Genomic DNA, 13,705 nt, shown 5'->3' with positions numbered 1-13,705 from the left:
ACATGCAGCGACATTTTTTATTGATTGAAGATGATTCGAATATTGTTGATTTTATGGAGGTCGTCTTGCAAAGAGAGCATTACAACTTTACGTCAGTCGGCACGGGCATGGAGGCATTGATGCTCTTGCAGGAAGAAACCATCGACTTCATCTTGCTGGATCTGGGCTTACCGGACATTGATGGTATGGAGCTGTTGAAAATCATTCGTAAGCGCATGAACACACCGATCATCGTGATCTCTGCCCGCAAAGATGAACGAGACAAAGTGCAAGCGTTAGACCTCGGTGCCGATGATTATGTAACAAAGCCCTTCAGTACCAATGAGTTATTTGCCCGTATCCGCACGGCATTACGGCACAAAGAGTCAGCTGCCTTTAGCAGCAGCCCGATTCTCGTAAATAAGGAGTTAACGATCGATTTTGAGAAAAAAATCCTGTACAAGAATCAAAATGAGATCCATTTGACCAAAAATGAATACCGCATCATGGCAGTAATGTTCAAGAATTTAGGCAAAGTCGTCACTTACGATACCCTGACCAGCGAGGTCTGGGGACCTTTTGCAGCGGATGCACAAACCTTGCGAGTCAATATTTCAAATATTCGCAAGAAAATCGAAACCAATACGCTGCAGCCAGAATATTTGATCACTGAAATCGGTGTCGGGTATCGCTTGCGGGAGTATCCAGCAGAATAGCGGGCGTCATAGGAAATAAGGAGGAAAAACGTGCAGCGGCTCTTGGGGCGCTGCACGTTTCTATTTTTTGTTAATTGCGAAGAGACGTTGAACTGATTGCTTCTCCATAGATGATTTGAAACTGTGGGTAAACAAGTAGGTTGGTTGTTAACTAAAATTTCTTTTCATTCTGATCATTTTGTGTTTATATCATAGTATAAAGTAAAAAAGGAGAGTATTATGGCAGGAATTAGAGACGTCGCAAAACGAGCGGGTGTATCGATCGCAACTGTATCGAGGGTGCTCAATGAAGATCCTACGTTATCTGTCACGCAAGAAACAAAAAATAAGATCAACGAAGCCGTGGAATATTTTCACTATAGTAAGAAGAAAGTACCTGTGAAAAAGGCAATGAATATTGCAGTGGTATCCACTGTTTCGGAAGAAGCTGAATTAGAAGATCCCTATTTTCGGGCGATTCGTCGTGGCATTCAAGCACAAGCAGAGCAAAATAAGTTTCGCATAAAAAAAACGTATTATATGTCTGAACGCCCCGTTGCCATTGAGGAGCTGAAAGAGTATCAGGGCGTCCTTGTCATTGGTCAAGTCTTGCCAACTTTTTTAGCAAAGATCGCAGCAGTCAATCCTCATATCGTCGTGATCGATGATCCATCTTTGTCTTCAGAATGGGATGCGGTATATACGGATTTCTCTATAGCAGCAACCGAGCACTTAGAGCGTTTGTATAAAAAAGGGCATCGAAATATCGCTTTTATTGGGGGATATCGGGTACGTTTGGATGCATCCAGTGAGAAACATCAATCGCCAGATGATATGCGGATGAACACCTATGTGTATTGGATGAAAGAAAAAGGATTGGAAGAATACATCAATGTCTACCTAGAAGGATGGAACACATTAGACGGTATCAAAGCCACTGAGCAATTGCTTGAACAATGCAAAGAGAGCCTTCCCTCAGCTATTATGGTCGCAAATGATTCGATTGCAGTTGGTACATATCGCTCCTTGCAAAAACGTGGGTATCGGATACCAGAAGATATTTCAGTAGTCAGTTTCAATAATATCGAAGTTGCAGAATTTTTGACCCCTTCTTTAAGTACCGTTGCCATCGATATGGAAGAACTGGGAAAAATTGCTTTACGGATGGTAGAAGAGCGGATCAAAGGCATTCGTCAAGTACCTGTTAAAATCATGGTGGCCAGTAAGATGATCGTCAGAGAAAGTGAAAAAGAAAGAGATTAATATTCAAGGTAAACACTGCGAAGTGTTTACCTTTTTATTTTAGTTAAAATGTATTGACAAACTGATTAGTAAACAGTATATTTGTTTTGTGGAAAGAAAGCGGATACATGAATCAGAACTAGAGGAGGAATGAAAGATGAATTGTTTCAAGAGAGTAACACTTGTTAGTTTGAGTCTTTTAGGAACTTTGGTTTTAGGAGCTTGTGGTAATGGCAACGGTGATAGTGGTGGTCAAGTCACGTTAAGTTATGCGAGTTGGGATACTGAACAAGCACCGGGACTGCGAAAAATGCTTGATGCTTTTGAAGAACAAAACCCAGATATTAAAGTCGAAATGGAAACCACCCCATGGGATCAATATTGGGTGAAGCTTGAAGCTGCTACTACTGGAGGAAATATGCCTGATATTGTCACGATGCATTCAACTGAATCATACAAATATATGTCTCAATCGATGCTGATGGGGCTAAATGAATTGATTGCAGAAAATAACATTGACATGACAAACTTCACCGAAGGAATCGCAGAGTCTTATACGTATGAAGAAGAACTTTACGCGATTCCTAAAGATGCCTCCGTTATTGGATTGTGGTACAACAAAGAGCTCTTTGATCAAGCAGGAATTGCATATCCAGACGCAACGTGGACATGGGATACATTGAAGGAAGCAGCTGTTCAGTTAACAGATGAAGAAGCAGGTATTTATGGATTTGCTGCGGATAATTCAACAGAGGGAGGCTATTGGCCATTTATTTATCAAAATGGTGGAGAAGTCTTTATTGATGAGAATACGAAATCGGGAATGAATAGCGAAGAAGTACAAGATGCATTAAGGTATTATATTGATTTTTATCTAAATGATCAGTCATCACCTTCAGCGAAAGAATTGCAAGATACGAATAAAGTTGGTCGTTTTCAAGCAGGAAGATTGGCGATGATCGTGGAGGGCAACTGGCAAACACCAGGTTTTTTAAAGAATGAATACTTGGCTGAACATGCGAATGTTGCCGTTTTACCTAAAGGAAAAGAAAATGCGACGATCACAAATGGTTTAGGTTGGGCAGCTAGTGTCAATACCAAGCATCCTGAAGAAACAAAAAAATTATTAGCATTCTTGGCAAGTGAAGAAGCCAACCAAATTCAAGCAGAAACAGGGGCATCGATCCCAGCGCTAAAAGGATTTGAGGAAGTTTGGGCAAGTTCTGCGGATACTTTCAATTTAAGTGTTTTTGCAGAAATGCTAGAGTATGGCGTGCCTCGTCCTTATAACAAAAATGGCTTGAATGCGGAAAAAATAGAGACAGAAATTATGAACCGGGTATTTTCTGGAGAATTAAGTGTCGAGGAAGGGACTGCACAGATTGCGGAAGAAGTTGATGCAATTTTAGCTGAAAGTAATTGATTAAAACGGAAAATTAGCTAATCAACTCACCTAAACAAAAGGAGACCTCTATGAAAAATCGTATGCTTGGAAATTACCAGAAAGACCACCTTTTCTGGGGATACTTATTTATTCTCCCAACAGCAGTCGGATTGATTTTATTGAATATTTGGCCAGCGATCCAAACAATCATTCTAAGTTTTCAACGAACAATTGGTTTTGGTAACACCGAGTGGATCGGCTTAGCCAACTATCAGAAACTTTTGACGGATCGAGAGGTGTTGCAATCCTTGATCAATACCTTGATCTATGCAGTGGTATCAATTCCATCAATCATAGTGTTATCACTTTTAGTCGCGGTCCTAATGAATAAGAAAATCAAAGGCGTGTCGATTTATCGAACGATTTATTTTCTACCTGTAGTTGCAGCCCCCTCTGCAGTCGCCATGATCTGGCGTTGGATGTTCAATTATGATTATGGATTAGTCAACGAGCTTTTATCAAAAGTTGGTCTAACGGGTCCAGCATGGCTTAGCGATCCGAATGTTGCGATTTATTCCGTCATTATTGTTGGAATATGGAGTGCTATTGGCTACAACATGGTGCTTTTCTTAGCTGGACTACAGGAGATACCCAAAGATTACTATGAGGCAGCTGATATCGATGGAGCTTCTTCATGGCAGCAATTTTTTCAAATCACTTTACCGCTTGTGACACCAACGCTATTCTTTGTCGTGGTCACAACGGTTATCAATGCCTTTCAAGTATTCGATGTGATTTTTATGATGATCGCACCTTCAAGTGAGGCAATGCTGAAGACACAATCATTAGCATACTTGTTCTACAAACATTCCTTTATCTTAAATGATAAAGGGTATGGTTCAGCAATCGTCGTCTTTCTTCTATGTATTATTTTGCTGATCACAGCACTACAAATGAAGTTGCAAAAAAAATGGGTCAACTACTAAAAGGAGGTTTCTTGATGCAACGAATTAGCAAGAATTGGCTTATCCATCTACTTTTGATCAGTGGCGGAATAATTATGGCATTGCCTTTTGTATGGATGATTCTGACTTCTGGAAAAACACTTGTTGAATCGACTCAGATTCCACCAACATGGTTTCCTAAATCCTTTCAACTTTCAAATTATCAGGCAGTTTTAAATCTTTTACCCTTTGGTGCCTTCTATCTCAATACTTTTTTGATGGTCATTGGACGTGTGATCGGTTCCGTTTTATTTTCAGCGATGGCAGCATATGCCTGCGCACGCTTGCGCTTCCCCGGACGAGATATTTTTTTTGCTCTAGTCCTTATCCAAATGATGATTCCCGCATCAATCTTTATCACACCCCAATATTTATTAGCGCAAAGATTAGGAATTCTAAATTCAGTACCGGCATTGATATTGCCAGGTGTTGTCAGCGCTTTTGGAACCTTTTTACTTAGACAGTTTTTTCTAGGCTTACCAAGTGAGCTGGAGGAAGCAGCCCACCTTGAAGGAGCAAATGTATGGACGATCTTTTTCAAAATCATGCTGCCATTGGCGAAATCCGGGTTGATCGCACTAGGTATTTTTACAACCCTCTTTGCTTTCAAAGATTTAATGTGGCCACTGATCGTCAATACATCAATTCGACAAATGCCATTGGCAGCAGGGTTAGCCAATCTTCAGGGACAATATGCGACCAATTTCCCACAATTGATGGCAGGCTCGCTACTAGCGATTTGGCCCATGGTTGCTGTCTTTATCATTTTTCAACGTAAATTTATTGAAGGAATTGCCACTACTGGCGGTAAATTATAAAAGAATGGAGCAATAGAAAATGACAAAAATCACCTTTATCGGAGCAGGAAGCACTATTTTCGCTAAAAATGTTCTAGGAGATGCAATGTTGACCCCGAGCTTAGCAGATTCCCACATCGCCCTTTACGACATCGATGAGAAACGACTTCGTGAATCCGAAGCAATGTTAAAGACGATCAATAAAAATGCCAATCAAAACCGAGCGGAAATACAGGTCTATCATGATCGCAAAGAAGCACTAAGAGATGCCGACTTTGTAGTAAACGCCATTCAAGTTGGTGGCTACAAACCTTCCACCGTCATTGACTTTGAGATACCGAAGAAATATGGCTTACGCCAAACAATAGGTGACACGATGGGCATTGGCGGAATATTTCGGACGTTGCGTACGTTACCAGTCATGTTGGAATTTGCTCGAGAAATGGAGGAAGTTTGTCCAAATGCATGGTTGCTGAATTATACGAACCCGATGGCAATGCTGACGATGGGGGTATTGAAAGCAACATCCATCAAAACGGTTGGGCTTTGTCATAGTGTGCAAGTATGTGTTCCAGAATTATTCGAGCATTTAGGGATCAAAGAACAATATGATCTGGCTGACTTCCAGTGGAAAATTGCTGGGATCAATCATATGGCATTTTTATTGGAAATTACCAAAGATGGGGAAGATTTCTATCCAACGATCCGTCAGTTGGCTGAAGAGAAAGAAAATCCTCACCGTGATTCAGTCCGCTTTGAATTGATGAAACGTTTTGGCTATTATATTACAGAATCTAGTGAGCACAATGCCGAGTATCACCCTTATTTCATTAAATCAAAATACCCAGAATTGATCGACGAACTGGGGATTCCGTTGGATGAATATTTAACCCGTTGCGAAAATCAGATTCGCGATTGGGAAACGATGCGGGAGGATATCGTCGATAATGGCGATTTGACCCATAAGAGAAGTCGAGAATACGCCTCTTATATCATGGATGCCATCAAGAGCGGCAATCCAACCGTTATTGCTGGAAATGTTTTGAATAAAGGCTTGATCACCAATTTACCAGAGGATGTCTGTGTGGAAGTTCCATGTTTGGTGGATAAGAACGGCATCCAACCAACCTACGTCGGCGCTTTACCAACGCAGCTTGCTGCATTGAACCGAACCAACATCAATGTGCAAGAATTGACTGTCGAAGCAGCGTTGACCCTTGAGAAAGACAAAATTTATCAAGCAGCTTACCTCGATCCTCATTTATCATCAGAGTTATCATTGGCAGACATTACCCAATTAGTCGATGATTTGATCGAAGCCCATGGGGATTATTTACCAGATTATCACTGATAAAAAATGGACGCGCAGTTTTCTTTACGAATACTGATAGCGCCAACATTTCTTTGGTTTTTTGAAGAGATATGGCAAAAGAGTTGTTGACAACCAAATTGGTCAAAGCTATAATCGGACTTAGGATTGCTACTGAAAAGGCGACACCGACAAAATATACACTAGCTTATTTATGCTCGGAGTGTATATTTTTGTCGGTTTTTTTGTCTGTTTGAAGGGGGGAGAAAAGATGAAACCAATCACGATCTACAATAACAATGCCGTCCTCGTGGAGGATAATGGCACAGAATGTGTAGTGATTGGCAACGGTGTTGGTTTCGGTGTAAAAGGCAGTGGGGTGATTGATCAAACGAAAATTGATAAAAAATATGTCTTAGATGCAGAATTTACCCAAAACAAATTTGGGTCGCTGATGGCAGGAATGGATGAACGGCATGTGATTCTGACCGCCAAAATTATTGAAGAAGCAGAAAAGGATCTTGCACGAACATTTGATTCCAGCATCTATCTATTTCTTGGTGATCATATTAATTACGCAATTGAGCGTAATCTTAAAGGAGAAGCGATCACCAATGACTTAATGTGGGAAATCAAAAAATATTACCCACGAGAATTTGCAGCAGCAAAGCGATCGTTGCAGTTTATTGAACGATCAGAGAAGATTCGTTTTATTGAAGATGAAGCTGGCTTTATAGCCCTGCATTTTGTAAACGCTAGCTCAAGTTCACGCTTTAAAAATGAGACGATTTTTACGACAAAAGTAATTGCAGAGATTGTTCAGATCGTGGAGTATGATTATGGGATGAAGTTGGATGAGACGTCCATGAACTATGACCGATTTTTGACCCATATACGCTATTTTGTAAGCCGAATTTTTTCAGAAAGTAAAGAAGTAAAAGATGAAACTGATTTATTGCAACATGTAAAGCAATTATATCCGAAAGCTTACCAAACTGGCTTGAAAATCAAGAAGCATATTGCTGGTCAATATAAAGTGAAAATTACAGATTCAGAATTGTTATATTTTGTCATTCATATTAATCGAGTGACCACAAGAGAACTAGATTAAATGTTTTGTTACCGAATGGGCAAGACCAAATAAAGATTGAGCCAAATATAGGCTTAGTTTTTATTTGGTCTGTTTTATTTATAAGGAGGAAAAAAATGACTAAGTATCAAGAGCTTGCACAGAATATCGTTGAAAATATTGGAGGAACGTCAAATATTGAGTCTGTAACGAATTGCATGACACGGTTACGATTCGTATTAAAAGATAATTCAAAAGTCAAAGAAGATCATCTTAAAGCAACACCAGGTGTTCAAGGAACAGCATTAAAAGGCGGACAATATCAGGTTATTATTGGAACAGATGTAGCAAATGTTACGGAAGAAATCAACAAAATGGGGAACTTTGGAAGTGATTCTTCAGAACCAACATCACCGAAAGAAGAAAAAGTCATCAATCGAGTTTTAGGAGCGATCACCTCAATTTTCCAACCGATTATTCCAGCAATCTGTGGGGCAGGAATGTTAAAAGCTGTTTTAGCTTTACTTGTTTTCTTTGAGGTATTAAACGCAGAAGCTCAAACGTATCAGCTTTTAAGTTTACTAGCCGATTCAGCATTTTATTTTCTTCCAGTAATGTTAGCCGTAACAAGTGCACAATACTTTAAAGCGAATCCATTTTATGCAGCGGTTTTAGGCGCAATGCTGATTCACCCAGCTTTTACTGCTATGGTTGCAGCTGGTGAACCTATTTCATTTGCAGGTCTTTCTGTCAGAGCTGTATCCTATGGTTCGGCAGTTGTACCGCCAATTTTGATTGTATGGGCAATGGCGCACATTGAACGTTTAGCAAAAAAAATATCGCCTAATCCTGTGAAGATTTTTCTGGTCCCATTATTGGTTTTCTTGGTTACGGCTCCGTTAGCTTGGATCATTATCGGTCCACTAGGAGCATTAGTTGGTGATGTGTTATTAGTAGTCTTTGAATTCTTCAATGAACAAGCACGCTGGGTTTTACCAGTCCTGATGGGGGCGTTCACCCCATTTTTCGTCATGACAGGGATGCATTACAGTTTTATGCCTGTTCAACTAGCACAATATGCCACATTGGGCTATGGAACGTTATTAGGACCGGGAATGTTGGCATCAAATATTGCTCAGTCGGGTGCTTCACTGGCAGTAGCATTAAAAACCAAAGATAAAGTGATGAAGCAAACGGCTTTTTCGGCTAGTACTACAGCGCTATTTGGAATCACCGAACCTGCTTTGTATGGGGTGACGATGAAACTAAAAACGCCTTTATGGGTCGTGGTAGCCTCTGGAGGAGTAGCTGGTTTATGGGCAGGTTTGACCAACATGCGAACTTATGCATCAGCAACTGCAGGTGTTTTGGCGTTGCCAGTCTATTTAACGGATGATCTGTCAAATATCGTTAACGCAGTGATTTGTATTGTTATTGCATTCGCAATGTCCTTTGCACTTACTTTGTTTTTTGTGAATGCAGAAGGAAAGAAAAAAGCAGTAGTGTCTTCACAAAGTCAAACGTTAAATCCGAATCAGGTTGCTGAACCACTTCGACCATTACGGACACCTTTAGAGATCAGCAGTCCTTTGGCAGGGGATCGGTTGGCGACTCATGAAATTCCTGATAGTGTATTTGCCAATGAGATTATGGGGAGAACAGTGGCTATTCAACCTAAAAACGGTCAAGTAGTTGCCCCATTTGATGGTGAAGTAGTGACGATTTTTCCCACCAATCACGCAATTGGGATCAAAAATAAGCAAGGAGTTGAGCTGTTGATCCACATTGGGATCGATACGGTCGAACTTGATGGCAAAGGTTATACTGCAGCAATCAAAGTAGGAGATACCTTTAAAAAAGGCGATTTGCTAGTAACCTTTGATCCAGAATATATTACTAGTCAAGGATATTCAACAGTGACACCGATCGTAGTGACAAACACAGCAGATTTTACAGACGTTATTGTCCATTCTGAGGATGAAACCATCAAGCAGGGTGATGTTTTAGTATCGATTTTTGAATAAAGAGGGGACAAACATGGCAAAATTTCCAGAAACTTTTTTATGGGGTGGTGCGATTGCCGCCAATCAAGCAGAAGGTGCCTTCAACGAGGATGGCAAAGGACTTTCCATTCAAGATTTCTTATCAAATGGAGTCACAAGGCCACTAGATCCTGAACTAAATCCGCAAAACTTAAAACTAGAAGGCATCGATTTTTATCATCGTTATCGAGAAGATATTCAAATGTTCGCTGAGATGGGCTTTCAAGTCTTACGATTCTCGATTGCTTGGACACGAATTTTCCCTAATGGCAATGAAGAAAAACCAAATGAAGCTGGATTGCAGTTCTATGAAGAGGTGATCGATTGCTGCTTATCTCATGGGATCGAACCGCTAATTACACTTTCTCATTATGAAACACCTTATTTCCTTACAAAAAGTTACGATGGTTGGCGTAATCGGGCATTGGTAGACTACTTTAATCGTTTTTGTCGGACTGTGTTTACTCGTTACCAAGGGAAAGTGAAATATTGGTTAACTTTCAATGAAATCAATGCGCTTTGGAATTTTCCCTTAATGGGAGCAGGAGTAATGACAAAAAAAGATTGCTTATCTAAGCAAGATCTCTTTCAAATAGCACATCACGAGCTTGTTGCCAGTGCCCAAGCAGTCAAAACCGCCCATGAAATTGATCCACAGATGCAGGTAGGGAATATGGTGTTAGGGATCTATAATTATCCGATGACTTCAAACCCGAAAGACACCTTGGCTGTTTTGGAGGCGGATAAAAACTTAAACTATTTTATGGATGTTCAAGCTCGTGGATATTATCCTGATTGGATCAAAAGAGAATGGCAGAGGTATAATGCAACTATTGAGATGGAACCTGACGATCTCGAATTATTAAAAAATACCGTTGATTTTATATCGTTTAGTTATTATATGTCCCGATGTGTTTCTGCTACGCCTGAAAAGTACCAACAGGGAAAAGGAAATATGACAAACGTTCTAAAAAATCCCTACCTTGATGAAACGGAGTGGGGATGGGAGATTGATCCAGACGGATTACGTATTCTCTTGAACCGTTTTTCGCATCTCTATCAGTTGCCACTTTTTATCGTTGAAAATGGTTTAGGTGCTGTTGATCAGTTAATTGAAATTGACGGAGAATTAACCGTTGTTGATGATTATCGCATCAATTATTTAAATGATCATCTATCAGCCGTTGCTAAAGCCATCGATGATGGTGTCAATGTATTGGGTTATACCATGTGGGGGTGTATTGATTTAGTAAGTGCTTCGACCGCAGAGATGAAAAAGCGTTATGGGTTCATTTATGTAGACCGAAACGATGATGGAACTGGTTCACTCAAACGGTATCGAAAAAAATCCTTTGATTGGTATCGCGAAGTGATTGTCACCAATGGGGGAACCATTGGTTGAAATACCGTTAGTAAATAAAGAAAGCATTGCCGATCCAGCAAATGGAAGGCAATGCTTTTTGTCGTTTATTGTAACCATTGATTCGATGGGTAAGCCGATCAGTGGTTTTACTGCTTTGATTCACTAGAAATGTGTTCATCAGCGGTTACGGTCGTACGATTGATTAAAAGGAGAAGAGGCAGTGAAAAAGAGAAGCATCAACGATGCCACTCCATGGTGTTTTCGATTTCATTGGTATCAGAGTCCAGTTGTTCAGAAACGATGGTAAAGCCATGTTTGAGATAAAACGCAATAGCAGCTGTATTTTTTTGGTAGACGTTCAGAGTCAGCTTCTCGTGTTCTGCTTGTACTTTTTGTAAAAGCTGCTTGCCAATGCCGTGGGCACGATAGTCTTTCAAAACGAAAATACCAGCGATATAATCATCCAACATCCCGATGAAGCCGACGGGCTGATCATCCACCGAATAGGTGTAAATAAGGGCATCAGCAAAGGCCTTTTTCACAAAGTCATAGTTATCTTGCCAATGGGTAGCTGAAATAAAGTCATGGGCATCCAAATTACTTTGCAGCCAAATCTGGGCGATGGTTTCTAATTCAGAATCGGTAAATTGGGTCACTTGTTGTATCATGAGAACCTCCGTTTTTTTATTCAGTATAGCATAGGACCACTGCTGATTAATGCAAATCGCGGTATTTTCGTAGGCAATCGGACAGGAGATGAACCAATTGACAAGTAACGAAGGTTAAATGGCGAAGAAAAGCAATCTTTTTCGTTGAAATATTCTAACAATTTTGTTTCAGCTAGATGTCAATTTCTTTCAGCCAGATGTTATTTCTGTGAAAATAGCCCCAAGAATGAAATCTTTCGGTATGCTAGAGAAAGCGAGAAGACACATCTAGTTAAGGAGAAAAAATGAAAAAGACACTTTTGGTTGCAAGTTCACTTGTTTTGCTGACGCTGCCTGTCGTGACGGTATCCGCAGACAGCTTTGATCAGAAGATCCAGCAGCAAAATGAAAAAATCAATGACATAAAAAATGAATCCACCTCATTAGAATCACTGAAACGCTCCACAGAGGCAGAGATTCAATCGATTGAAGGAGAAATCCAAGCAATCCTACAAAAGAAAACGACGACGGAAGAAGAAGTCAATGCCTTGGCACAAGAGATCCAAGTCCTTGAAGAGAAAATCATCAAGCGCACAGAAGTACTGGCGAATCAAGCGCGTGACATTCAAACGTCGGAACCTTCCAATCGTTTGTTCCAAAAAATCGTTGACGCGGAATCCATCGGAGAAGCCATTCAACGGGCGATCGCTTCAGTAACGATCATGAATGCCAGCAATAGCATCGTCGAACAACAGCAAGAAGATATCGCAACGAGCCAGAAATTGGAAAAAGAGTTGCAGGAACAATTGGTTGCGATCGAAGAACAGTCAAACGCATTGCAAGGAAAACAAGCGGAATTAGCTGATGTCAAATTGAATCAAGAAGTTGTACTAGCCGACCTTGCCTTGGCGTTGAACACTGAAGAAGAGAAAAAAGACCAATTGGAAGCGGACAAAGCAGAAGCACAACGGCAAAGAGAAGCAGCGTTGAAGCAACTGGCTGAGCAAGAAGCACAAGCGCGCAAAGAAGCAGAAGAAGCAGCAAAACGTCAGCAAGCAGCAGAAGCCAAGTCAGCTGAAACCGCCGAAAGTCCTGCCGTTCAACAAGCAGCAGTGGCAGCAGCACAGCCGAAGACGGAAGCCGCAGTGTCGTCAGAAACATCGGTGTCGTCAGAAAAAACTGCAACTACGCCTGCACCCGTGCAGCAAGCAGCTGAGCCAAAAGAACAAACAAGCACAGGTGGATGGCAAATGCCAGTCGATTCGGTTCATATTTCGAGTCGTTTTGGGTATCGAACAGATCCAACAGGGGCATCAGGAAATCAACATAATGGCATCGACTTTACTGGGGGAACAGGAACGCCGATCTATGCGATTCAAGCCGGCGAAGTTGTCGAAGCGGGCTATGGCCCATCAACTGGTAACTATGTGATCATCAAACATGCCAATGGCGTTTACAGCTACTACATGCACTTTAGTACGCTGCCAGCTGTCTCGGTCGGACAAAGCGTCTCAGCTAGACAATATGTTGGCGGTATGGGAACGACTGGGAATTCAACTGGCGTCCATCTACATTTAGGGATGTCAACAAGCTTATGGTCAGGATTCTTTGATCCGGCGCCAGAATTAGGCTTATAATAGTCAGAAAATCCGCAGAAGCGAACAGGCTTCTGCGGATTTTCTTGGTTGCTCTTCTTTTACGAAGTCTAAATTGGCTCAGCGCCAAAAACGGGTCATCTCCGCTTTGTCTTTCAGGTTGAAGGCGATCATGTCCTCAATCAATCCTTGATCGATCGGCTCAGTCCACTTGATGCGAAAAATGTTATCCGTATGGCTGTAGCCAGCTTTTTCGATGGCATCGGCAAACTGTTCAAGACACTTGGTTTCAGGGGAGACAGAAAAATGCGGTTTTGAAACACTGAAACCGATAATAAAGGTCTCATGGGCGGTGAACATCGGCTGATTCCACTTGATGACTGGAACGAGGTCAGGAAATTTCTTGGTAATAGCGGCAAATAAGGCACGCATTTTTTCTTGCTTTACTGGATCTTCAATGCTAGCTAAGTAAGTTTCTAATACATCCATTGGGAGGATCTCCTTTCGTTTTAAGGAACGAGTATAGGGAATGTCGATTAATAAAAATAACGCATGTTCGAAATCAACTGTTTTGTTACT

12 protein-coding genes are annotated in these 13,705 nt (G+C 41.0%); 10 read left to right on the top strand and 2 right to left on the bottom strand.

All coding sequences use genetic code 11. The features are described 5' to 3' along the window. The first annotated feature begins 2 nt into the window (after positions 1 to 2). From FJU10_RS01840 to FJU10_RS01800, 9 genes are all read left to right on the top strand, one after another. The gene (locus FJU10_RS01840; RefSeq protein ID WP_081119330.1) at positions 3 to 695 is read left to right on the top strand and encodes a response regulator transcription factor; all 693 of its coding nucleotides are present in this window, start codon (positions 3 to 5) and stop codon (positions 693 to 695) included. A 219-nt stretch (positions 696 to 914) separates the two neighbouring features. Next, a complete protein-coding gene (locus FJU10_RS01835; RefSeq protein ID WP_005235039.1) occupies positions 915 to 1,937 on the top strand; it encodes a LacI family DNA-binding transcriptional regulator in 1,023 nt (340 codons plus the stop codon). Positions 1,938 to 2,073: 136 nt separating this feature from the next. After that, a complete protein-coding gene (locus FJU10_RS01830; RefSeq protein ID WP_140965000.1) occupies positions 2,074 to 3,339 on the top strand; it encodes an ABC transporter substrate-binding protein in 1,266 nt (421 codons plus the stop codon). A 50-nt stretch (positions 3,340 to 3,389) separates the two neighbouring features. Beyond that, positions 3,390 to 4,286, top strand: coding sequence for a carbohydrate ABC transporter permease (locus tag FJU10_RS01825; RefSeq protein WP_140964999.1), 897 nt, complete (start codon positions 3,390 to 3,392; stop codon positions 4,284 to 4,286). 14 nt (positions 4,287 to 4,300) lie between these two features. After that, positions 4,301 to 5,122, top strand: coding sequence for a carbohydrate ABC transporter permease (locus tag FJU10_RS01820; RefSeq protein ID WP_140964998.1), 822 nt, complete (start codon positions 4,301 to 4,303; stop codon positions 5,120 to 5,122). Positions 5,123 to 5,141: 19 nt separating this feature from the next. Continuing rightward, complete coding sequence (locus tag FJU10_RS01815; RefSeq protein ID WP_140964997.1) at positions 5,142 to 6,452, top strand: alpha-glucosidase/alpha-galactosidase; 1,311 nt, start codon at positions 5,142 to 5,144, stop codon at positions 6,450 to 6,452. Between the two features lie 229 nt (positions 6,453 to 6,681). Next, positions 6,682 to 7,521 carry a PRD domain-containing protein gene (locus tag FJU10_RS01810; protein ID WP_223272944.1) on the top strand — a complete coding sequence of 280 codons (840 nt, stop codon included), beginning with the start codon at positions 6,682 to 6,684 and terminating at the stop codon, positions 7,519 to 7,521. 95 nt (positions 7,522 to 7,616) lie between these two features. Then, the gene (locus FJU10_RS01805) at positions 7,617 to 9,503 is read left to right on the top strand and encodes a beta-glucoside-specific PTS transporter subunit IIABC (protein ID WP_140964996.1); all 1,887 of its coding nucleotides are present in this window, start codon (positions 7,617 to 7,619) and stop codon (positions 9,501 to 9,503) included. Positions 9,504 to 9,516: 13 nt separating this feature from the next. After that, on the top strand, positions 9,517 to 10,923 hold the full coding sequence (locus FJU10_RS01800) for a glycoside hydrolase family 1 protein (RefSeq protein WP_140964995.1): 1,407 nt from the start codon (positions 9,517 to 9,519) through the stop codon (positions 10,921 to 10,923). A gap of 197 nt (positions 10,924 to 11,120) precedes the next feature. Here the strand turns inward: FJU10_RS01800 and FJU10_RS01795 are convergent, their stop codons facing one another. Beyond that, entirely contained in the window at positions 11,121 to 11,552 is a 432-nt protein-coding gene (locus FJU10_RS01795; RefSeq protein WP_140964994.1) for a GNAT family N-acetyltransferase, read from the bottom strand. Between the two features lie 284 nt (positions 11,553 to 11,836). Here FJU10_RS01795 and FJU10_RS01790 point away from each other — a divergent pair, with 284 nt between their 5' ends. Further along, a complete protein-coding gene (locus FJU10_RS01790; RefSeq protein ID WP_140964993.1) occupies positions 11,837 to 13,168 on the top strand; it encodes a peptidoglycan DD-metalloendopeptidase family protein in 1,332 nt (443 codons plus the stop codon). Between the two features lie 78 nt (positions 13,169 to 13,246). Here FJU10_RS01790 and FJU10_RS01785 read toward each other — a convergent pair whose 3' ends face one another. Beyond that, entirely contained in the window at positions 13,247 to 13,615 is a 369-nt protein-coding gene (locus FJU10_RS01785; protein WP_140964992.1) for an iron chaperone, read from the bottom strand. Between the last annotated feature and the right edge of the window lie 90 nt (positions 13,616 to 13,705).

It is taken from the genome of Enterococcus sp. OL5 (assembly GCF_006491895.1).
GTDB lineage: Bacteria > Bacillota > Bacilli > Lactobacillales > Enterococcaceae > Enterococcus_D > Enterococcus_D innesii.
Note: the sequence above shows the minus strand (reverse complement) of the source record. Positions and strands in the feature narration are given on the sequence as shown.